General features: G+C 48.0%; 16 protein-coding genes and 1 pseudogene. 11 read left to right on the top strand and 6 right to left on the bottom strand.

The features are described from left to right. Positions 1 to 57: 57 nt before the first annotated feature. Complete coding sequence (locus ACO0LM_RS27225; protein WP_423041852.1) at positions 58 to 495, bottom strand: hypothetical protein; 438 nt, start codon at positions 493 to 495, stop codon at positions 58 to 60. A gap of 204 nt (positions 496 to 699) precedes the next feature. On the opposite strand from ACO0LM_RS27225, the gene ACO0LM_RS27220 reads away from it, so the two are divergent. From ACO0LM_RS27220 to ACO0LM_RS27185, 8 genes and pseudogenes are all read left to right on the top strand, one after another. After that, the gene (locus tag ACO0LM_RS27220) at positions 700 to 4,161 is read left to right on the top strand and encodes a DUF4157 domain-containing protein (protein ID WP_423041850.1); all 3,462 of its coding nucleotides are present in this window, start codon (positions 700 to 702) and stop codon (positions 4,159 to 4,161) included. Between the two features lie 95 nt (positions 4,162 to 4,256). Further along, the gene (locus ACO0LM_RS27215; RefSeq protein ID WP_423041848.1) at positions 4,257 to 5,363 is read left to right on the top strand and encodes a hypothetical protein; all 1,107 of its coding nucleotides are present in this window, start codon (positions 4,257 to 4,259) and stop codon (positions 5,361 to 5,363) included. Between the two features lie 44 nt (positions 5,364 to 5,407). Beyond that, on the top strand, positions 5,408 to 6,745 hold the full coding sequence (locus ACO0LM_RS27210) for a hypothetical protein (RefSeq protein ID WP_423041846.1): 1,338 nt from the start codon (positions 5,408 to 5,410) through the stop codon (positions 6,743 to 6,745). Between the two features lie 99 nt (positions 6,746 to 6,844). Further along, a pseudogene (locus ACO0LM_RS27205) lies at positions 6,845 to 7,033 on the top strand (hypothetical protein); the annotation flags it as partial. A gap of 23 nt (positions 7,034 to 7,056) precedes the next feature. Further along, positions 7,057 to 7,677 (top strand): tetratricopeptide repeat protein, encoded by a 621-nt coding sequence (locus ACO0LM_RS27200; protein ID WP_423041844.1) that lies wholly within the window; start codon positions 7,057 to 7,059, stop codon positions 7,675 to 7,677. A gap of 573 nt (positions 7,678 to 8,250) precedes the next feature. Next, the gene (locus ACO0LM_RS27195; RefSeq protein WP_423041843.1) at positions 8,251 to 9,924 is read left to right on the top strand and encodes a glycoside hydrolase family 43 protein; all 1,674 of its coding nucleotides are present in this window, start codon (positions 8,251 to 8,253) and stop codon (positions 9,922 to 9,924) included. A gap of 200 nt (positions 9,925 to 10,124) precedes the next feature. Further along, entirely contained in the window at positions 10,125 to 11,762 is a 1,638-nt protein-coding gene (locus ACO0LM_RS27190; protein WP_423041841.1) for a tetratricopeptide repeat protein, read from the top strand. A gap of 193 nt (positions 11,763 to 11,955) precedes the next feature. Continuing rightward, positions 11,956 to 12,840: a hypothetical protein gene (locus ACO0LM_RS27185; RefSeq protein WP_423041839.1), complete on the top strand. Its 885-nt coding sequence runs from the start codon at positions 11,956 to 11,958 to the stop codon at positions 12,838 to 12,840. Here the strand turns inward: ACO0LM_RS27185 and ACO0LM_RS27180 are convergent. The 3 genes from ACO0LM_RS27180 to ACO0LM_RS27170 form a co-directional block, all read right to left on the bottom strand. After that, a complete protein-coding gene (locus tag ACO0LM_RS27180) occupies positions 12,837 to 13,454 on the bottom strand; it encodes a type 1 glutamine amidotransferase family protein (protein ID WP_423041837.1) in 618 nt (205 codons plus the stop codon). The two genes, ACO0LM_RS27185 and ACO0LM_RS27180, sit on opposite strands and share 4 nt — an antisense overlap. Before the next feature lie 178 nt (positions 13,455 to 13,632). Next, entirely contained in the window at positions 13,633 to 14,592 is a 960-nt protein-coding gene (locus ACO0LM_RS27175) for an NAD(P)H-dependent oxidoreductase (RefSeq protein ID WP_423041835.1), read from the bottom strand. Positions 14,593 to 14,788: 196 nt separating this feature from the next. Continuing rightward, positions 14,789 to 15,454, bottom strand: coding sequence for a glutathione S-transferase family protein (locus tag ACO0LM_RS27170; protein ID WP_423041833.1), 666 nt, complete (start codon positions 15,452 to 15,454; stop codon positions 14,789 to 14,791). A gap of 162 nt (positions 15,455 to 15,616) precedes the next feature. Between ACO0LM_RS27170 and ACO0LM_RS27165 the strand changes: the two genes are divergently transcribed. Continuing rightward, the gene (locus ACO0LM_RS27165; protein WP_423041831.1) at positions 15,617 to 16,582 is read left to right on the top strand and encodes a helix-turn-helix transcriptional regulator; all 966 of its coding nucleotides are present in this window, start codon (positions 15,617 to 15,619) and stop codon (positions 16,580 to 16,582) included. A gap of 109 nt (positions 16,583 to 16,691) precedes the next feature. Here ACO0LM_RS27165 and ACO0LM_RS27160 read toward each other — a convergent pair whose 3' ends face one another. Together ACO0LM_RS27160 and ACO0LM_RS27155 are read right to left on the bottom strand one after the other, a co-directional pair. After that, positions 16,692 to 18,773 carry a hypothetical protein gene (locus ACO0LM_RS27160; protein WP_423041829.1) on the bottom strand — a complete coding sequence of 694 codons (2,082 nt, stop codon included), beginning with the start codon at positions 18,771 to 18,773 and terminating at the stop codon, positions 16,692 to 16,694. A 52-nt stretch (positions 18,774 to 18,825) separates the two neighbouring features. Beyond that, positions 18,826 to 19,917 (bottom strand): hypothetical protein, encoded by a 1,092-nt coding sequence (locus ACO0LM_RS27155; protein ID WP_423041827.1) that lies wholly within the window; start codon positions 19,915 to 19,917, stop codon positions 18,826 to 18,828. Positions 19,918 to 20,233: 316 nt separating this feature from the next. On the opposite strand from ACO0LM_RS27155, the gene ACO0LM_RS27150 reads away from it, so the two are divergent. Continuing rightward, complete coding sequence (locus tag ACO0LM_RS27150; protein WP_423041825.1) at positions 20,234 to 20,509, top strand: hypothetical protein; 276 nt, start codon at positions 20,234 to 20,236, stop codon at positions 20,507 to 20,509. Continuing rightward, positions 20,506 to 22,137 (top strand): WD40 repeat domain-containing protein, encoded by a 1,632-nt coding sequence (locus ACO0LM_RS27145; protein ID WP_423041823.1) that lies wholly within the window; start codon positions 20,506 to 20,508, stop codon positions 22,135 to 22,137. The genes ACO0LM_RS27150 and ACO0LM_RS27145 overlap by 4 nt, the downstream gene beginning before the upstream one ends. Positions 22,138 to 22,265 lie beyond the last annotated feature (128 nt).

The following is a 22,265-nucleotide window of genomic DNA, read 5'->3' as shown; positions in this document are numbered from 1 at the left end:
GCCTGATGATGCCTTACGATTTTGCCCTATGTGTACACATGTGTACGTACAGGTACCTTAGGCCGGTTCTTCGTCTTCCACCCGCTGCACAGGTTCAAACTTGCCCTGCGTAAGCTCATCTTCCTTCGCCAATTGCGCAGTGTCAAACTTGCCCTGCGTAAGCTCGTCTTCCTTCGCTAATTGCGTAGTTTCAAACTTGCCTTGGGTAAGTTCATCTTCCTTCGCCAATTGGGCAGTTTCAAACTTGCCCTGCATGAGGTCGTCCTCTTTCGCTCGCTGTACCGGCAAGTTGTGCTGGCCGGTCATTTCCATTCTTGCCTTGAGCTGCATCGCCTGCGGGCTGTTGCTTGCCATGGCTTGCAATTTCATTTGTGCGATGGCAGCCGGCCTTTGATCCGTGAAGCCGGGCGGATTTTTCTTTTTTTGCAGCGGCGTGTTTTGCCACGAAGGACTTTGTCTTGCTGCTTCTACCGGTGCTGAGAGACGCGATTTCATAAATCACCCTGGCATGTATGGAATGGTTTGACTGGAATTTGGCTTTTCTCGCGTGAGGCAACGCCAAAGCACTAGTCTACAACACGAAAAAAACGAAACAAGTGATAAATTACACCAAAATTATTATAATAACAATGTAAATTCTTTGTACTTGTCAGCAAGATCGTCAGTAAGTTCGTCAGGAAACCGGAATGAAATCACACCATGAGTGAAACGGCGGCGCGCGTCACCAGCGACCAGGCAACTACCAGCACGCAGACTGTTACCCAGCCGGCGCAACAACTGCCCGATGAAGCGGGGCGGGAATTTTTTGATCAGCGGCCTATTGCACAAATGCAAAGACGCTTGCAGGATCTGGCTAACACCAGCCCGCAAGCACATCAACTCAGGTCCATGCAGCAACTGGCCAACAACAGCCCCCAGGCCCGGCAACTGCGGTCTATCCGGCACTTGGCAGACAACAGCCATAACAGTCCGCAGATACAGCGATTGCCTGTCAGTGGCAAGACTGATGACGCCATGAAGCAAGCACCGTCGCAGCGTCAGGTACAGGGCAGTGATTCCGGCGCAAGCACTGTACGCACGCAGGTAGCGCCTGCCAGTCCCAATCGTACGGGTTTGCCAGACGAACTCAAGACTGGTGTGGAAAACCTGTCCGGCATGAGTCTTGATCACGTCAAGGTGCACTACAACTCATCCCAGCCAGCGCAATTGCAGGCCCATGCCTATGCCCAGGGCAGCGACATCCACCTGGCACCTGGGCAAGAACAGCATTTGCCGCACGAAGCCTGGCACGTGGTGCAGCAAATGCAGGGCAGGGTGCAGGCGACGACGCAGATGAAGCAGGGCGTGCCTGTCAATGATGACGCTGGCTTGGAAAACGAGGCGGATGTCATGGGGGCGCGGGCTTTGGCTAGTGGTGCCGGACATCACGGCGCTGCGCCGGATACCGTTCCCACGGTGATATCAGGTGCCGGGGGCCAGCAAGTAGTTCAAGGCGCGTTTATACAAACAGTGGGGGGCTTGTGGCAAGACATGGAAGCAGGTCAATATTATAAGGAAATTGCCAGGGATGGAGGGAAAATACAATTGATGATTTTTGGTGGGCAGGAAACACTGAACATCTATTTCATCAATGATCAGTGGTTGGGTGAGTGGGAAATTATACAGCCCGAAATACCGTTGAAAAGAAAATTCACCAGATTTGGAGATGAAAAAAGGAAAAAGCCTTCTGAAAATCCAAAAAAGAAATTAAAAAATGAAGGCAGTTACGAACCCAGTTTTAGTTCTCCGCTTCACAATAATGAGACAGCAGAGAGTTTGGGGTCCGGCATGGAGGACGAAGAATCTGTGGATTATCAGAATTCCTCTGCCTTGCCTGAAGACCAGGACTACATAAACAACTTCCTACACGGTGAACAGACGTTTTCTTCCAATTTTTCCGAGCAAGAGGAAAAAGGAAACCCCATGATCGATGAGGGAAAAGAGGAGAACGATGATGCTCTCAGCGAACACCACTTGTTTGAAGATGTCGGAATCCCCATTGAAATTGAAGATGATATTGGCTGGTCTTCTTCCTCTGGTTCCTACCAGCCTGAGCTTCAAGTACCTGAAAAACAAATCGAAGATCAAAGTGACCTTGCTGTCCATCTTGGGCGGGAGCATGGAATGCAATTCGCAGAGGAAAGTAATGGAAAGATCACCGTTGAGGAAAAGGGAAATCGTGTTCGTCGGGATTTCATTCGATATGTGGGTGAGCAGACATTGACAGAAGAATTCTTCGCTGATTTTGAAAGCGCTTTTGATGAAGCCGTGGACGATGTGATCGAAGAAAACGGCTGGCAGGCAGTGGCAGAGCATGGAGTGAAGGAAGACATTTTCCAGGAAGGAGAGGAAGCTAATTCATTTGATGAATTCGATGAATTTAGCCAGGAAATGGAAGCGATGAGATTTTCTCCTTCAATTAACTATACGGAAAAAGACGAAGATGACAATGAAATTATTGAAGAAGAAAATGAAGGGATTTCTCTTGGCGACGAAAAATATGATCATAGACAATGGGAAGAGCAGCAGAAGCAGCAACTTCGGATTGCGGCCGCAATAACTGGCCGCAATGCCTTGCGTTTGGGTGAGTCTGACTCCCCGGAAAAGAACAAGCAAATTTTCTTTCATGTCATCAATACAGGCGTCTATTCTGAAAAAGCAGTGTATGCAAATAAAAAATGGACAGAAAAAATATTGCCTCAGATGAAGTCTGACGGACGAAAAATGGCGGCCGGCGATATTTTTAATGCATGGATGAAGCAGGGCGCTGTGACCGACGAAGACGTACCCAGGTTGAACCGGAAATTGCAGAGCTTGCAAACACAGTTTGATTTAGATGCATCACATCTGGTACACGATGCAGAAGACAGCAAAATGTATGCGGAGTTAACGGCATCGCCTTCCATTTATGTTCCCGTCACTACGAAAATAGTGTCCGGGCAAAAAGGTAGTGGCGGTGGTACGGATAAATTAGATGCGGTCCAGTATGATGGGCAGGAACTGGGCCCGTTGGGGCAGTTCCTGAAAAATATCAACAAGCATTATATGAAAGAAGAGTTTGAGGCTGGTGGCAGCCCGCTTCCGAAAGTGAATAAGAATGACACCTTGTTAAACAGTGGTAATGATAGCGTGACTGAGACATTTTATAGGCCTGGATCTGTCGAGGCTGTATCGACGTCACCCCGCGGGAAAGGACGTTCGGGAACGGGGGAGTCCAAGGTGGGCAGGATGGGGGTGCAAGAAGAGCTGATTAATACAGGCGACTTGTTAAGTAAACAGTATGAAGGTGGGCATCTTATCGGTGATCAGATTATGGATCCCACAAAGTTTAATTTATATGAATCATGGAATCTCGCCCCGCAGGAAAACGAATTTAATGCACCGGTGTATTCATCTGTGTTGGAGAATGGCGCGACGAAAGCGGTGACGAAGAAAAAAGAAGTGCATGTCAAAGCGGAAGTCAGTTACCCCTCTGATACCTATGAAGTACCTGTGTCGGATTTGGTAGACAGAGTGATGGATGGAAAAACCGAAACAATTGGAGGGTCCGGTATAACCTGGCACGATGGCATTGACTACATTCAGAAAAATACAAAAAATAGTAGCTTACCGACCAAATTCAAGTTCATGACACGCATACCTGGATATTGGCATGCGAATGCAAAAGATGTGAGTTCGAACCTGGAGGGTAGCGTCACAGGCAGGAAGGAAGGTGTTCAGGTGTTAACTGCAATTAATGCGAGTAGTATCTACAGTCCTACAGCACCAGAACGCTTCATGTTTTCGGTCTTCACCGATGGAGATAGTTCTACCGGAACCGTACTACCTTTTCCAGTAAAGCCAAAATCAAAACCGCAGGCAACTTATAAAAAGGCGAAATCAGTTTATTTATATGCGCGCCAAAAAACCTCGGTGAGCGGCGGAGCGGCGGCATCAGACGATATGCGGACAATGACTGCCACGGAAATAAATGCCGTCGTTAAAAATATGACACGATCAACTGCGATAGTTAAATGGTTGAAGAGCAATCCAGGCGACCATACGCTGAAAAATTTAACGACAATAAGTGGTGTTGGGGCCGCAACACTGAAAAAAATAATCAGCGCCAAGTGGACGATATGACGTGAACCGGATCAACCAATTCAATCTGGATTGGAAAAACGAGATGGACAGAGTCCATTCCCTCAATGGGAACGAGATATTGAAATCAGGAAAGTATGGATGAGCCCTTGCAGAAATCGAAAAGTGAACGACCCAGATCACTAACCACCACGCGTGCGCAATGGAAGAAAATCCTCAGTTGCATTATTCATCTGTGCATCGCAACGTTGATGGGCGGAACGGGAAACAGGCTGGCCTTTGCTGCCGATGTGCCCCGCTTGTGGGAAATATCGGGAACAAACCAGAGTGGTATCAGCGGGAAATTCTATATCTTGCCTGTTACCCATAATGGGCTGGATGTGGAATACGATAATTATCTGCAAAGAACGATCATGCCGCTGGCGCTGAAGGCAGATGTCTTTTCGCATGAGGCTGCATTGCTGATCAGCTTCAAGATACCTGCTTGCCCGGTACCCCTGTCTGATACGCCCGACAACCGTGAACGCTTGCAGGCACTACGTGACCGCGTGACAAGAGCGGATGCGGCCATGACCATGCCAACGGATGAACAAGCTGATGCCACTGCTGCCAGGCTTGAATTAAACGAGCAGCAAAAACGCGAACTTCACCAGGCCAATTTGTATTTTGTGAAGAGCAGGGTAGAGAATCTTTCTGAGTACGGCCTGCATGCCGCCATGATAGAAAAATTTTCAGAAATACTGCGCAAAAATCCTGAATTGAAACGCCAACTTGGTATAGACCGCACGGCCCGTTCCCAAATTGCCAGCTTTATAGCCCTGGAGCGCAAAGAAAAAACCAATGCCTCTATAGAAAATGCCACAGAAATGCTGGAAGCTTATTGCAACATGGGGGACGCAAGACTTCAGTTTTTGGAAAAATATGTCACGGCCTATGATCCATTCAACTTCAAGCCCATGTCTGACGAAAGAATTGCTCACAGCAATAAAGAATTTTCGGACAGCGTATCCACAGGTTTTTTGACACCCTTGTGGGAAGGCGATTCGAAAGAATCTGACCGTGAGATTATCTGTGGTCGCAACAAGAATTGGATAAGGATAATAAAGCAGAATCTGGGTGTAGGCATGCAATTCTATGCACTGGGCCTGAGCCACGTCTTTCAATCAAAAGCAAATCCTGAACGATGTGACGGATTACTGGAGGTGTTCAGGAAAGAGGGGTATTCTGTGAAATTGCTGGACTGAGAAATTGTCATGCACTAATGTCATAATTCAATGATTTCCATTTTGTGGCATTCAAATTAAGCCTGCCTTTCTACTTGTCTAAAACTATGAAACTATTAAGTACAATGCAAACGCTGTTCGGAAGGCGAGCACGAGCGAATGAGTCGACGGAGACAACCGCTCAGCTTCAGACTCAGGTACAGGATTTATTGGCATCGGCCCAATATGATGCAGCCGAAAAATTGTGTCGACTTATCCTTCAGAAGGATGAACGATCCTTCAAAGCGTACAATTCCCTAGGTTTCGCTTTGCAACTAATGGGGCGTACAAGCGAAGCCATGCAGGCCTATCAATCAGCAAGAACTTTGAATCCTGATTATTGGCAAGCAGCCTACAACGTCGGTAACTTATATAAGCTGACAGGACAACTCGACGCCGCACTTTCTCCGTTCTACGATGCGATGGTAATGCGTCGCAAAGTACAGGCGAACGACCCACAAGCAGATCCTCAGGACAAAGGAATTTCGCAATCCAAGCTGCTGCATGATATTGAACAGCTCACGTATTTGATCAGTCAGGGCAAGATTGATAGCAATATTCTTGATGCCAAGGCAGCCTTAGAAGAAATATTGCAATATATGAAGCAACATTCTGCCAAGGTCGTGATGGAATTACCGCCTTCTTTATCTGCCAAATGCGCGAAATGGTTTAATCGCTTTCTAAATTATCGGGATGCACCTGCATTGGCTGGTGGCGCGCTCAATTCCGACATAGATTGGGCAGCAGTTGAAGACGCCTATTTCGCAAACGCGCCTGGAATGACATATATCGACAACTTTCTCAAACCGGAAGCCTTGACCAGCCTGCGACGATTCTGTTTGGAGTCGACGTTTTGGTTCGATTACCAATATTTTGGAGAGTATGTCGGCTGCACCATTGAAGACGGATTCGTGTGTCCTTTGCTTCTACAGATTGCAGAAGAGCAAAAGGCGGCAATGCCAAGAATTTTTGGCGACCACCGGATTCATGGAATGTGGGGATACAAATACGACTCGGAACGAACTGGAATTTCAATACATGCGGATTTTGCTGCAATCAACGTGAACTTCTGGCTTGCCCCCGATGATGCCAATTTGGACCCGGACAGCGGCGGCCTTGTCATTTGGGACAAGGAAGCACCACTCAACTGGGAATTTGACGACTACAACAATAATACCGAAAAGATCGCAGCTTTTTTGCAAGAGACTGGTGCAAAAACCTTCGTTGTGCCACACCGGCAAAATCGGGCGGCGTTATTCAATTCTGACTTGTTCCACAAAACGGATAATTTTAGGTTCAAGCCAGGATATGAAAATCGGCGTATCAATGTCACCATGTTGTTTGGCGATCGCAGGGCAAGCTGAAGCCATTTCTAAGCGAACAGATTACAGCTTCAAACCAATCTTGATTCAGAGTCTATTTTCACGACAGTTGCAAGCCACTAAGGTGAATCCAAAGAATCTGATCGCGAAATTATCTGTGGCCGTAACAAGAACTGGATACAGAAAATAAAACAGAACCTGGGCGAAGGTGTGCAATTTTATGCACTGGGCCTGAGCCACCTCTTTCAATCAAAAACCAATCCTGAGCGATGTGACGGATTGCTGGAGGTGTTCAGGAAAGAGGGGTATTCTGTGAAATTGCTGGACTGAGAAATTGTCGGACTGAAATACGCTTGAAACGAATTACTTGCGGGGGTGATTCCCTGACAGTGCTGCTGCAAGCCAATAGGCAGAACCGTCAACTGGTGACGGATGGCGATAGATGGTGGCAAACAAGCAGTGGCGAATACTTAACGATGGAACAAATGATGACTACGTCTGACGATAGCTGGGAAGCGCGACTGGCTGCCTTGTGGGTAACGCTGGATACAATGGAAGCACAGGCCTTCATTAGCAGCATGGATGCCATGGCGGCAGAGCTGCCGCACGATGCTGCGATTGGCCTTTTTGAACGTGGTGCTGCGCGTGACTCTTGCGGTTTTCCGGCGCTTGCCGTTCCCTTATACAAGGCGGCGCTGGAAGTTGGGCTGACGGGTTTGCGACGTCGGCGGGCCAATATACAAATGGCCAGTTCCATTCGCTATCTGGGTGATCCTCAAATTGCGGCTGACTTGCTGACGGCAGAAATGCAGGCCGGAAGCGATGAGCTGGACGGTGCCGTGCGTGCTTTTCTTGCGCTGGCACTGGCCGATCTGGGACGGGAACGTGAGGCGCTTGCCATCAGTTTGACAGCCTTATCGACCTATTTGCCACGTTACAACCGTTCGCTGGCCAGGTATGCGCAGGCGTTGTAGAAACCTGTTTACGATCTGCGCCGATAGCCTGATACCGTAGGGGTGAGAAAGAAATACAATTCGTGGCCATCTTGATTGAGCCAAACGATCCAGTCTTGCTACCAACGATAATCTGCAGCGGCTAACACTGCATTAAGAAACGACCCGGAAACCGGTCGTTTTTTTGTAACCTGTCGATTGCCATTGCTATTTGACAGACTTCCCACGTACACTTTTGCATTCACTTTTAAACGCACTCTATCAATGGAATGAGCAACGAGATCATGAATAATTCAACGCATCTAACTTTTCATATGGTCACGTGCTAGTGTAGTGCTGCACTCTTCTTGCCACTTATAAAATGCGCCTTTTCCGCCGATACTGCGTCAAAAATCCTCGCAATACCTCGGTATTGCTGCGGTTTTTTTCCTTGTCTCAACGAAAAATTCGCGCTTTTATAAGCGGCAATCTGCGTGCAACACTACACTAATGTCAGCAGTTTGGCCGCAGCATTTTTTATCTGACATCCACTGTACAGGCAGCGTCAGTATCGCCCAGCTATGGCTGCATCATTAATCTTAGAGGAGATGTATTTTGACTGTCCATTCACGTAGATCGTTTTGTGTCCTCGGCTCGGCAGCGTTGCTCGGCGTTTGGTCGTCCCCGACGCCTGCCAAGGACAACAGGCCACCCAATTCCAACGATCAGGACAGTCATATCAATAGGAAATTCCAAAATCCAATTCTTCCTGGGTTTAACCCCGATCCTTCAATCTGCCGGGTGGGTGAAGACTATTATTTATCGACTTCTTCTTTTATCTGGTTTCCCGGCATGCCGGTGTACCACAGCAGAGATTTGGTCAACTGGCAGTTGATCGGCCATGGCCTTGATAGAGCCGGCTTGATTAATTTCGACGGCATCAAGGACAAAGATGGAATTTGGGCGGTAACGATTCGTCATCATGACGGACTATTCTATTTAGTATCGACAGCGCATGATTGCGGCGGTCAGTTCTACGTTACGGCCAAAGACCCCCGCGGACCTTGGTCCGATCCCGTATGGCTCAACGACGCACCTGGCATTGATTCGTCATTGATGTGGGACGACGATGGGAAGTGCTACTTCACGGCAAACACCTGGAATTTTCCAAAGGATTTTAAAAAATCCTGGCCAGCCCAGACTGCGATTTGGATGCAAGAATTGGATCTGAGCCAAAAGAAATTAGTTGGCGAACGAAGAGTACTGACTTACGGTTACGGTCCCGAGTCGGGTTACATGGAGGGGCCACATGTTTATAAAATTGGTAGCCAATACTTGCTTATCACAGCGCAGGGCGGAGAAAAACATGAGATTGCCGCTTACCACAGCAAGTCGGTATGGGGCGAATACGTCGCAGAAAAAACAAATCCGGTATTGTCTCATCAGCGCTTTGGCAGCAAGCACCCCATACAGGGAGTCGGACATGCAGACTTGGTACAGACCCAACATGGCGAGTGGTGGGCTGTTGCCCTTGGGAAGCGCGTAGTCGATGGTGAATTTCCCTTGGCTCGCGAGACTTTTTTATGCGAAGTGAAGTTTGTAGACGGAACACCGGTATTTTGTCCCGGGCATGGCCAGGTATTGCTTGAGCAAGACAGGCCGAACCTCCCTTGGACTCCTGTTAAAACTGTGCCAGCGCGAGATGAATTTGACACGGGCAGCCTGGCGCCGGAGTGGCATTTTGTGCGAGTGCCAAACAGGAAGTTCCATCAAGTGAGCGGAGGAAAGCTTACAGTGGAATTAGGGCCACAGACAGTTGATGGGGTCGTAAATACATCAATGATAATACGAAGAATCGAACATCATCATTTTTTTGCAGCGAGCAAGCTATCGTTCTCTGCCGCAAAAGCCAACGAAGAAGCTGGAATCATCATTCACCGTACAGGCGATAACTATTTCACTTTAATGAAAACAAGCTCAACTATTGTTCTCGCAAAAAAACACGACGGGAAAAAAGAAATCATTGCGACGCTTCCCTATAGCAAACCGGATGTGTATTTTTCCGTCACGGGCATGGGGCTGGATGTAAATTTTAGTATCGGCGAATCCGCCGACACCCTGATACCTATCGGCGGAACTGAAAGCCTGGCCATCATTTCAGAAAATAAAAACAATAAATTCAACGGCGTGGGTATTGGTGTATATGCGACAAGCAATGGAGCGGAGAGCAACAATCATGCTTTATACGATTGGTTTGAGTACAGAAAGTATTCGCTGGCTCGTCCTTGATACTAAGCGGGGCAGTGCAAAAAGCTCGGGAATCTCCAGATCCTCAAACCTGGCCTGCGTTGGCATGGCAAGCAGTCATTCGTGACGAATGATGGTAATTGTGATAATTTAGGGGACTACATGCTTTAATCAATGCGGGTTGCTGCATCAGGCCAACTCCCTTTTTACTCCTTACCCAATACCCACCAGCCGGCCATAGTATGGAAACCACAGAGCAAGAAAGCACCGTACAAGAAGCCCCGGCAACTGGCTTTGTGGTGGAACAAAACCAGCGCCTGTCTGCGTCTTTGCTGTGGCGTTTGCAACGCCGCTTTTTTAGCGAGCAAAGCATAGACGCATGGCGCCACAGCATTGTGCCGCATTACATCACCAGCAATACCTTTATTGCCCAGGCCTATGCCAGGCTGGTGTTTGCCTATGTGCGCGATTTGCTGCGTGATGCACAGTCACCACTGGACCCCGCCCAGCCTATATACGTGCTGGAACTGGGCGCTGGCTCCGGGCGCTTCTCTTACCATTTCATCAAAAAGTTTTTTACGGTATGGCAGCAATCGGCCCTCAGCCATATTCCTGTGTGTTATGTGATGAGCGATTTTTGTGAAAAGAATCTTGCGTTCTGGCGGCAGCACCCGCTTTTGCAAACATATATAAAGCAAGGCGTACTCGATTTTGCCCTGGTCGATATGAGCAAGACCGACGATATCAGCTTGCAAAATTCCAAAGTGACGCTATCACAGGCACAGCTTAACAACCCGCTGGTGGTCATTGCCAACTACGTGTTTGACAGCATCGAGCAAGATGCGTTTTACATCAACGATGGCATCTTGCATGAAAGCCTGGTGAGCCTGCACAGCCAGCAAGCAGAAGCCGACCTGAACGATGTCAGCCTGTTGCAGCGCGTGCAGGCGCAGTGGCGCGATGTGCCGGTGTCTGGTGACTATTATCCAGAGCCAGCATTCAATCAGATACTGGCCCATTACCAGCAACACCTGGCAGACAGCCATGTGCTGTTGCCAGTGCAGTCGCTGCGTTATCTCGCGCATTTACGCCATATCTGCAATAACCGCTTGCTACTGATTTCTGCTGATAAAGGTTATGGCCGTGAAGATGATCTGCGCTTCCGTGGCACACCTGGCCTGGTGAGCCATGGCAGTATTTCACTGTCGGTCAACTACCACGCCATAGCGCATTACGTTGGTCTGCACGATGGCTTATGGATGTCCACTCCGCAGCGCCATCAGGATTTGTATATTTGCGCTGCCGTGTTTGCTGACGCATCGCCTGATTCAATCCCGCTGGGCTCCCCCCGGTTTGTAGAAACACAGCAGGCGTTTACCGAACACATCAGCGATATCGGCCCCGACGATTTCTTTAGTTTAAAACGCTTTATCCAGGCGCATGCCGACAGCCTGGAACTGGAACAAATACTGGCCTACCTGCGCATGAGCGGCTGGGATGCCACCAATTTCTGGGGATGCTATGTCGCCCTGATGCAACATGCAACAACGCTGGAAGGCCCGCTCAAGCGGGAAGTCGCCAACATGGCCGCACAGGTATGGCAGCACTATTATCCGCTGGGCGAGGTACGTGACCTGGCCTTTGCGCTGGGCAGCTTGCTGTATGAAATTGAACATTATCCAGAGGCCATCGTGTATCTGGAACGGTCTTGCCGTCTGTATGGCAATGCCTGCCCCACGCTGTATAACCTGGGCATGTGCCACTACAACCTGCGTCAGTTGCCGCAGGCATTGCAGTATGTTAACGACGCCTTGCAACTTGACCCGCACTATGAACCGGCGCGTGTCATGCTGACCACTATAAAAAACGAAATGTGCTGAGTGACCCTAACCTATACAGAGGTTGACGCCAATGAAAACCCAACTACCGGCACCGGCTGAAGCACAAACAGTACAGCAAGCAATCAAGGCTGAATTGCAAGGTGCGCAACCGGCACAACTCAGCACAGAGACCAAGACGGCATTTGCAGACAATCGCCCGGCAGCAGTCGCGCAGCGGCAATTACAGACCCTGATGAACAACAGCCCGCAAGCAGCACAAGCTAGCGCACTGCAAGCCATGATGAAGAACAGTTCCCAGGCACAGCTCATGCAGGCGACACAGCGCATGGCAGATGATGCGGCTTTGCAGGTAATGCAACAAAAACAGGGCAGCTTTAGGCCGACTTTTCAGATGAAGGCTGGAATGCCGGCGCGTGACGGTCAGGGTGTAAGTACCGTGCAGGGGAAATTGATGCCGCAGACTGGGGGAGGTAAGGTTATACAGGCGGTGACGGATGGTACAAAAGTTAGTTTGCCGTTGTTGGGGTATGTTGCGGAAAATGAAACGAAGTTAAAACAGTGGGATGGGGGCGAATTTTATGCAAGGGACCTGAGCTTGGAAGCAAAAGATGAGCGTCATGCACATGCGTACGACTTGAAACTGGCGGATGCAAAGGTGTCCTTGGGCGGTCATGTAGTTACAGCCAAAGGGGTCCAGGGCGGCGGTGCAGCTGAGGAAGCGAAACGCAACCAAACAACGCACAAATTCGTAGGTGAAAAAGGCGCAGGTAATGTGTGGGAGGTGCCTGACCCTGCTGTAAACCAAATCCGTAAGGAGTTGCCGCAGGGGCGAAATGCCAATGGCGCGGTACTAAAGGCAGACCACGATGGCTACGCAAAGAATATAAGGGATGAATTGCATGTCGCCTTCAGCAAAATGCTGAACATGCCTGATGCTGCTGTTGATCCCGGCAAAAAAGCTGCGGGTCAGATGGAGGCAGCGTTAGTGGAAAAGAGAAAAGCTGAACTGAAAAAGGCCGCAGAAGAGAGAGAAAAGAATGCACCTGAAATAGATTATGGAGGCATAGGATCCTTGCCGGATGATGAGGCGGCTGCTCCTGAAGAGGGTGACACCTAAACCGGCTTCATGAGCGCCTCAAAATACTTGGCGTTCCCGGTCTTGTACAGGCTGTACCAGGCAGCGAGAGTTGCTTCGGAGTAGGCGTCTAGCGCAGAAAACACTTCTCTTGCGAATTCCAGAGGACTCATGGCTGACGCCGTAATCAGATTCCCTGACTTCACCGCAGGCTTGTTGCGAAAGAAGGCGGCGCCCTTGTACCCGGTTGCAACGATGTACTCCTTCGAATTGCTTGTGTGTGGCACATCGTCCAAAAGACCGGTTCTTGCCAACCCCGCCGTGGCCCCGCAGATCGCGGCTACCGGCGTTCCCTTTGCGAGAAAGTCAGCGGCCAGTTGAGCTGCTTCTATGTTTTTCTTTTTGTCCCATGCCGTTCCGCCAGGCAGTACCAGCATGCCACTGCTACCGGGCTTGATCTTGTCGAGCGTAAGGTCCGGTGTGACACGCAAGCCACCCATGGTCTGAATGGGCTTTTCGTTGAGAGAAACGGTTTTTACCTTAAACCGTCCTGGAGTCTTTTGAAACTGGGGGTTATTGAGTCCGGCGATGAGGTGGCCGTATTCCCAGTCTGACATGGTGTCAAAGACGAAGAGATGAACTGTCAACTTTTTCATGGAGCGCACTCCTTGGCAAATGGGACTGTGACGCCTGACGTCCCGGTTCAGTGACCGCGGGTTCGCGTGCGCCTTGATGATCTAATAATCTGACAATGCGGCAATGTCGTCGACGAATGCGCCGCGCGGGTAGTCAGATGCCTGGTCGGTGAGCACGTGACCGCGCTGATCCAAAGCATCATTTGACATTTCCCATGTCGGCGTGCCGGTGCACCAATTTCCATTCGCCTTGCTCGATCCGGAAGACCTCCGTGGTGCGCAATTGCATCGTCAAGCGCTCCTCTTTGCCCTCCATCACCATGTCCGCATGCTGGATGCCTGTCCAAAAGCCAAGCCCACCGCTCGATCCCGACTGGAACACCTCGAACCTGCCAACACTGCCCTTTCCGAAAATCTTCGCACTCATTGTGTTGGCGGCGTTGACCTTTTCTGCTCCAACCACAGGGTTGCCGTTTGGCGGGAAAAACGTTGCCGGATCAGAAGCAGTCGAAATGGCTATGAGTGGTGCGGCCTTGCCCTGGATGTACTCGCTGGAGATTTGTTCGCGGCGAGCGAGGAAAGTATCAAAGTCTTCAGCGGCGGTTTGCGCTGTGGATGTCCAGCGCTCGAAAGCCTGCATGAAAGTTTTCAGAAAGTCGTCGGTTTCCTTCTTGGTGATCGCTCCGTGGGCATTCATCACGTCGCTCACATTGCCGATGTAAGCCTCGGGCTGTTGCATGACGGCGAGGTTGAGGTAGACGAAGCTTTGGCGCAACGCGTGGTTCGCGCCGAAGCCACCCAGAGAATAGGGGCTCACGCTTACGACTGCAGCAGGCAAGCCATCAAAGAGGCTAGTACCTTCTGGCCGTGATCCGACGTCGGTTGCATTTTTCAGGCAACCGGGCATCGGACGGTTGTACTCCGGGGTGACGAAGAGCAGTGCGTCGCAAGCCTCAAGCTCAGTTCGAAACGACACCCACGCTGGCGGAGGTGAAGAATCAAGGTCCTGGTTGTAGAGCGGCAGATCACCGATCTCAATGATGTGACAGTCGAGCGTAGCGGGCGCACGTGCGATGAGCGCCTTGGCCAGCTTGCGACTGAGTGAACCGTGGCGAAGGCTGCCGATCAGAACACCGACGTGTCTTGGCTTTAAGAGCATGATGTTCTCCTTAAATGATGCGGAGAATCTACTGTGTTGCTCGCGGCCTGTCCGTGCGGCAGTACACGTAACGCCGACGCAGTTCTGCGGTTCCAAGGTTTTTACGTGGGCACCTAAAAAGGTAATCTGCGCCGGCGTTGATTTTCACCTGTTTGAATTAGCCAATTTTTTTTAAAATTGAATTCATACAAGTTGCTTACGCTGCTTTGCCCGCTTTCCCCTCATTCACAACCCGTTCATGCTCAGCGGCCCAGGCGGCATCCATGGCGCTGACTTTGATGAACGAAGGGCGGCTGGTGATGCGCTGTATATAGTCCATGATGATCGGGGTTTCAGGCACCAGCTTGAACATGGTCCCCCAGTTCAAGGCATTGCCCCACAGGATATCTGCTGCTGACAGTTGTTCACCCAGCAGGTAAGGCCCTTTTGCCAGTTGGGCGGTGACGGTATTGATCATCGTCTCAAAATCACCGTAAGGACACATCGATGGTGCTGCCGGTGGGTGTTGCTGAGACTTGTCCACCAGCGCCGGTTCATAACAGGCGGCATAAAACGCCATCCAGCGCAGGTAAGAGCCACGCAAGTGGCTACCTGGGGCAGGGCTAAGGCCTGCTTCAGGGAACAACTCTGCCAGGTACAGGAAGACGGCAATCTGTTCCGTGATCAGCTCACCACGATGCAGCAAGGCTGGTACCTTGCCCATGGGGTTAATGGCCAGATACGGGCCTTGCCTTTGTTCGCCTGCCTTCATGTTCAAGACATGCAATTGATAAGGCGCACTCAGTTCTTCCAGTAAGGTCAGCACGCCGGTAGCGCGGGTTTGTGGGGAATAGAACAGGGTGATGTTGTCATTGTTGCTCATGATCTTGCCTTTCTGTGTCAGGGTTGGCGGCTTGAAAGCGTCATTGCTTGGCCGATGTGAGCAGAATACGGCTTCATACCTGTCATCTTTTGTCAGGATGGATTATTATTTAAAAATTATTTAAAAAATTATTTATTTTCCCGCCCCTCATATTACCCTCACATGCGCGCCAGCCGACTGATTTCCATCCTCACCATCCTGCAAGCGCGGGGTTTTGCCACTGCGCCTGAACTGGCGGACGAGTGCGGTGTCACCTTGCGCACTATTTATCGTGACATTGATTCCATGAGCGAGGCAGGCATCCCGGTCTATAGCGAACGCGGTTCGGCTGGCGGCTATCGCCTGCTGGACGGCTATCGCACGCAATTGAACGGCTTGTCCGCCAAAGAAGCAGAAGCCCTGTTCATGAGCGGCCTGGCGGGTGCTGCCACTGACTTGGGTTTGGGGTCGGTCATGGTGGCGGCGCAAAACAAGCTGCTGTCTGCTATGCCAGTGGCCTTGCGCGATGGTGCCCTGCAAATGCGTTCGCGCTTTCACCTGGATGCGCCCGCCTGGTTTTCGCTGACAGAACAGCCGCATCACCTGCCGCAAGTGGCCGATGCCGTATGGACACAACGCCTGATCCATATCCGTTATGAAAGTTGGAAAGGCATCAAGGAAAGAACCGTCCAACCCCTGGGTATGGTCATGAAAGGCGGTGCCTGGTACCTGGTAGGGCAGGTGGACGACAAACCCCGCACCTACCGCATCTCACGCATACTGGACTTTGATCTGCTCGACCAGTATTTTGAACGCCCCACCAGCTTCGACCTCACTCACTACTGGCGCGCCTCCACCCGCAGGGTGGAGCAGGACACCTACAACAGCCAGGCCACCATTCGCCTGTCACCCCTGGGCGTCAAAATGTGCGGACACTTTTTGCCGCCGTATGTCTATGCTGAAATGCACCTGTCCAAAGAAGTAGACGAACGCGGCTGGACCACCGCCACCATCCCGGTAGGAACACTGTGGCAAGCCAGCGCAGAAATACTGCGCTTCGGTGAAGATGCAGAAGTGCTGGAACCACCGGAATTGCGTAGCAGGATGATGGATGTGGTGGGGAAGATGGGGGCGTTGTATGGGGTGTGAATTGAGATTCCCTCGGTAATTAATTCCATAACTTTATATGTGGTTTCCAAAGGCAACTGTTGATGGCGGTTCATACAGGCTCTCCATTGAGGATTTAAAGCCCAGTTTTTCAATTGCAGTTCAATAAATTACTAATGCCAAAAATTCGACATGCAGGTGATGCTAGTTGTATGCCAGCACCGATTGATATTCCATTGCCTATGCGGCCGTCAGTTTGTGCCGCATAATCTCTTGTCATCTGGATATATGTAGTAAGAAAACTCGTAAAACCAATGTCTACACGAGCGCCAATCGATAGTTTCCACACTCGACTATCATTTGGCCGATTAATTTGCATGGCGCGCAATTGTGCGCTGTACATCATTTCAATTTCTGGTTTTACATAAACATATCTGGAGGTAAGTGCTGCACCGTTCATCACGGGACTAAATTGTTGTTGATATCCCGCCAATACTCCCCAATTATCGGAGTAGCGTCGTGAAGACGCTTTACCAAATAAAACAGTTTCTACAGATAACAAGCTTCTATTTTGTCGATCACCAAATGTCATATTGTCGATTCCTAAACTGACTCCAATTACTCTATCCATTGCTCGATAGGAGATTTTTTCCTTTTCTTTTTCGCCGACATTGTTATCGCTATTTGCAATGTCATAAGTAATAGGTCCAATGCTGGCTTTAATTTGAGATGGGCGGGTTGTAAGAAACGTTGATGTGTTTTTTTCAAACTCTGATTGCTTTACGTAAGCCCACGACCACGAATTATCTTGGAATGAATCAACGATAGTGAGCGGGTTTTCTTCTTCTTTTTGGGGCTTACTTTCTAGAACATCAAGAATAGAGCGTGTTTGACTTATCAGCATGAGAAGTCTTTGCTTAACTTGCGAACTCTTCCACAAGCTATTGTCACCTTTTAAAGTAACTTTAGGATTTACTTCTTCGGGGTGGGGATTTTTTAATTGCCGGATGAAATCTTTTAATTCCGTTTCCTGAATTGTCCTTTGCTCTGGAGTTAGCATACATTGTTTGCCGCAATGGTCCGACGTAAGTCCGACCTCACCCGCATTTAAAAGATAGTCATTTACCGCATTGTCTGAGCACAAAAGTTTTTCGATAAAACTTAACAAGTCGGAAGAATTCCTTTCAAACTTTGACATGTCGTTAATGGTTTTCGTATTTACCGTGATATCTAAACCTTGCCGATTAGTATGATCGTGGAAAGAATTTGCGGCGAGATCGGTGAGGCGACTCCTCCAAGTAGTGATATGTCCAGGCGAAAAACTATCATGCAAGTAATGATCTGAAATAGCGTTTGCAGTCAGTGCGCCAAATAAATTATTTTGTGACGTACGCAGCATTAATGCCAACATATGATTGGAACTTTGAGCAACAATTAATTCAGCTTGAAAATGTGAATGATTGACATGCCCTGACCTTGCTCCCTCTATGTTGAACGGATCATCCTTACATCGTATTCGATTAATATCAAGATCACGCCTGACAACAGGATAAAGTCGTCCATGTTTGACGTATGGATTTCCTCGGCCAGTTTTTTTAACTTCTTCTTCCTCAAGGTCAGTGTCGTCAATCAAATAATTTTCTCTTCCGGCCAAAAGCTTGTCTGGTGTCAAGAAATAATCCACGCACATTACAACATCGCCATATGTCGTGTAATTAAGTAGGGGGTTGCTTTCATCAATTTTCTTATCACTATTTTTGGGGATTGTTTCAAGTGAATTTTCTTTGGTTATTTCTTTGTTGGCTATGTCAAGTGGATCGAAATACCAATAACTTAATTCTTCCAATAGTCTTTTGTAAGATGGTTTTGTACAGTCTTTGCTCTCGCCATTCTCAATCTTGCATTGTTCCTGGCGCATTTTTTTTTCGATAATTGTATCGCAGTCAACTATTGAATTTGATTTGCAAAATACTGCTTTAAGACGAGCTTTGACGGCTATTTCACAAGTTATGGTTGTAATTCCGGCTGTTAAACATTTTTTAATTTGATTATTTTCGTCCTGCCATTCCTTGCATCTAACGTTTTTTTCGGTGTTTTCATCGCAATAAAAGTGTATCGCTACATGGTAGGCCAGATCTCCCATTCTTTTGTGCTCCCAGGAATCGAATGCATGCACGTTACACGTCACGAATATAGATAAAGTAGTTAACAATTGAACGAGACGAATACTCATTTTTGCCTCCCTTTGGCAGTCAATATTTTTACGACATTAATTCGTATAATTTTTATGGGACAAAGTTAGAGCGATTGATCAAATTTTTTTCAATAATTTCAATGCTCGCTTCTAATAGCTGAGATCTGGGGTAATGATTTTTGTCTATCAACAGCTTACTAAGCTTTGGCATTTGCTTCTCAAAAGGCATAGCTACGGCCCAATGATCCGCATTGACATAGCCAAGCAAAATACTGTTCGGTATTACCTGATCGTAATAAATTAATTGCCCGTCGTTTCGAGGGTCTATGGCAGCTAATTTTTTATAAAAAGGGTGAAAAATAGTGGATATGCGTTCGGGCTGCGGGGCGGTAACGATAGAAAAATAGAGCAGATTTTTGGGTAAGGAATTTTCTGCAAGCCAATTCAACCTGAAGCTACGCGTAATGCTGAGGATTTCTTTTTTATCAGTTCGTTCGCACTCACTTAATGGTAGTGCGTTAATTGCTGAGTCATAGAGTGCTTGTATTCCGTCTGCCACTGGACTTCCATTGACCGCTCCCGCGATACTTAAAATGGCTGCTATTTTGTTTTGTAAATCGGGATAAGTTGCTAGCGCCGTTAATGTATCCGCAGTTCCTTTTGAGTAACTAACTATAACTATTTTCCTAGGGGAATTCACGTCATAATTGCTAACAATAAATTCATGAATTATTTCAGCATTGCGTTTTGAGCTAGCCCTTCCTTTAATAGGTACATAATCCACCTTGTACCCACGATTGATTAAATTTGATGTTGCATCTGAAAAAATTGAAACATGATTCTGGATGCATTCTCCAAAAATGCCGTTGACAATCATGATATCTGTTGTTGGCCTCGAAAAGACAAATGGCGATGTTTGATAGTCGTCGATCTGCGCTTCGTCTGAGAATTGAATTAACCATTGTGTGCATGTGCCATCGTCACCGCTAAGGTCCCTTGCAATTAGCTGACATAAAATCCGTCGGAATTCCAATCGTTGATCAATGATGCCGACATGTTTTATGGGGGAATGGACTAGTGCAGGGGTATTTGAAGTGTATGACAGCAAATTACTGCCGCATCCAGATAGAAAAAGCGAGGCCATCAAGATGGCACAACAGGCGGCTTTTATCTGTGGCAACATATTCTCACTCCATACTTGCGCACGCATTTTTAATGAGTGCAGAGGCTGGCAGCCGACATTAATTTTAGAAGCTTGAGTATCAAAAAAAGCGCTGATTTACTACAAATAGTTATATTTTTTATAAAATAAACTATAGAATAAAAATTTGTTTTTTACTAATAATTTATTTTAATTGTTGTTTTATTGACTTGCTTGTTAGGATTGCGTACGTGGGGTGCGAGATAAAACTGATTTTATCTCTGGGGAGATTTGACTTGCCCTCATTTTTGGTGCAGGCATGAGGTTTTCATCAGGAAAGCACTCTGATATTTAGAATATGGATACGACGTTGGCATCACAGAAAGTCTACGAACAAATAAAGGCGCGCAACTTATATAAAGTTGTGCGTGGTGATATTTTTGTATTCAAAACACCAGAACATATCAATGACGATATGCTGCCAACAGATCATCTGGATCTACTGGAGCATGCTATTTACCTGTTGGCAATAACGATCCATAGCACATATATCAAGAGTGAACTTGAACTGGGCATCCGTGTTGCTGCGATAGATGCCGTGGGCTTGTGCATAATGGGTGACACTTCCCCATGAATATACAATTATTAAAAGAGAAAATTGCACGGGCCGAGAAAATGGCCTTTGAGCGATCTTATGAGTTCGAGGCGTCGCAAGAAGTGCTAAACGCATTAACAGAGGACAGTGTCGAACTGGCCTTGCTTGCCCTTTGTGATGGAGATGTCACATTGCATAGGCTTGAAAGATCGATTCCATATCACAGGCTAAGGGACTGCGTTTCATATAGCGGAGAATTGGTAGATGCCGCTGCGCGCGGATTTAAAACATTTGCCCTATACGATACAGATGAAGTAATTGAGCAAAGGCGCAGGCGCTGCGAAATGTTCATCAACGCGCTAGAAAAATTCAATATAATCAAAATTAGCACTACCGTGCTAAGTGGGGTCAAGCATTCGCAATTTACATTGCTTGAGTCAGATATTCGTCTGACGAAAGAGGATATATTGAATCACATTTTCCCCTATCAGGAAATTCAATTTCGCACATATGGTAGTGATGTATTGTTGACTGGCCTTGTGACAGATGGTGCGCAACGGGATCAATACAAGGGCCGTTTTTATGGGAGTAGGTATTCAGTCGAAAATACTTTAACGCAAGAGCATCATTTTGTTCCATACCATGCGATTGATCTCGGTTCAATACTGACCAATACGGAAGAGAACAGGGCTCTGGCAGCAAAGCGCATTGTTTTTGCTGGGGGTGGTGCTGGTTATTTTGACATTAGTCATGACGACCGCTTTCTTATTGTCTGCGGCCAGGATATTCGATTATGGGATATAGCCACCGGTCATTGCCTTAGGGTATACGACGATGGTCTGACTACCGCAAATACGGCGAAACTTAGCACCGATGGTCAATTACTCGTAACCGCATCCAGTGATTCTACACTTCGTTTGTGGAATACATTGAGTGGTGAATGTTTACGCATATATAAAGACCTTGCCCATGGCTGCTTACAATTTTGTTCTGATGATCAATTCCTGATCTTTGGATCTGGAAATGTATTGCACCTTTGGCATATCGATAGTGGTGAGACTGTCCATGTTTTTGAAGGACACACCGAGCCTGTAACGGCAATTGCATACACACCCAAATCTGAGGTGTTTTTTAGCTGCTCTGCAGATGGTACCGTCCGCGAATGGAATATCGCCAGTGGTAAATGTTTGCAGATCATGCAATATGGGGAAAAACCCTTCGATGACTTGGGAATTTATCCGCAAGGTCAAATTGGCGAAAGCGCATTGACTGATCTAGCAATTTTCCCGCAAGGCCAACTACTCGTAGCAGGTGCTGCTAACAGCAAATTCAATATCTGGAATACTAGCACCGGTGAATGCATCCGCTCGGTAACTGGGCTTAGCGGGCGAGTCAAGAGTGTCGATTTTAGTAAAGATGGCCGATTTGTTGTATCGGCATCGGTAGGTGAGAAGACCATTCGGGTCTGGGATTTATCTAAGGAAGACAGCTTTTTTGAATTGATGGGCCATAGCAGACTGATCGGTGATGTGAAGTTTAGTAAAAGTGGCAAATTTCTGGTTTCGACTTCTTTAGGTCAAACATTACGGTTGTGGGACGCCGAGACTTGGGAATGTTTTCGGATATTTGGGGAGCGGGAGGTGCTTGATTTGACTTCTATTACTTGACTGTAGTGGTCAAGTATTTTCGGACACTGGGATAGGTTCTTTTTCTGCCATTTTTTGCTCATAGACACTGGGTGGCAGATTGCCCAGGGCAGAATGCAAGCGAACGTTGTTGTAAAAGCCCACAATAT

This window comes from Undibacterium sp. Di26W (genome assembly GCF_049340265.1).
Classification (GTDB): Bacteria; Pseudomonadota; Gammaproteobacteria; order Burkholderiales; family Burkholderiaceae_D; genus Undibacterium.
Note: the sequence above shows the minus strand (reverse complement) of the source record. Positions and strands in the feature narration are given on the sequence as shown.

Coding starts and splice junctions, on each gene's coding strand:
- ACO0LM_RS27225 (WP_423041852.1), bottom strand. CDS start 495: ATGAAATCGCGTCTCTCAGCACCGGTAGAAGCAGCAAGACAAAGTCCT.
- ACO0LM_RS27220 (WP_423041850.1), top strand. CDS start 700: ATGAGTGAAACGGCGGCGCGCGTCACCAGCGACCAGGCAACTACCAGC.
- ACO0LM_RS27215 (WP_423041848.1), top strand. CDS start 4,257: ATGGATGAGCCCTTGCAGAAATCGAAAAGTGAACGACCCAGATCACTA.
- ACO0LM_RS27190 (WP_423041841.1), top strand. CDS start 10,125: ATGGAAACCACAGAGCAAGAAAGCACCGTACAAGAAGCCCCGGCAACT.
- ACO0LM_RS27185 (WP_423041839.1), top strand. CDS start 11,956: ATGAACAACAGCCCGCAAGCAGCACAAGCTAGCGCACTGCAAGCCATG.
- ACO0LM_RS27180 (WP_423041837.1), bottom strand. CDS start 13,454: ATGAAAAAGTTGACAGTTCATCTCTTCGTCTTTGACACCATGTCAGAC.
- ACO0LM_RS27175 (WP_423041835.1), bottom strand. CDS start 14,592: ATGCTCTTAAAGCCAAGACACGTCGGTGTTCTGATCGGCAGCCTTCGC.
- ACO0LM_RS27170 (WP_423041833.1), bottom strand. CDS start 15,454: ATGAGCAACAATGACAACATCACCCTGTTCTATTCCCCACAAACCCGC.
- ACO0LM_RS27165 (WP_423041831.1), top strand. CDS start 15,617: ATGCGCGCCAGCCGACTGATTTCCATCCTCACCATCCTGCAAGCGCGG.
- ACO0LM_RS27160 (WP_423041829.1), bottom strand. CDS start 18,773: ATGAGTATTCGTCTCGTTCAATTGTTAACTACTTTATCTATATTCGTG.
- ACO0LM_RS27155 (WP_423041827.1), bottom strand. CDS start 19,917: ATGTTGCCACAGATAAAAGCCGCCTGTTGTGCCATCTTGATGGCCTCG.
- ACO0LM_RS27150 (WP_423041825.1), top strand. CDS start 20,234: ATGGATACGACGTTGGCATCACAGAAAGTCTACGAACAAATAAAGGCG.
- ACO0LM_RS27145 (WP_423041823.1), top strand. CDS start 20,506: ATGAATATACAATTATTAAAAGAGAAAATTGCACGGGCCGAGAAAATG.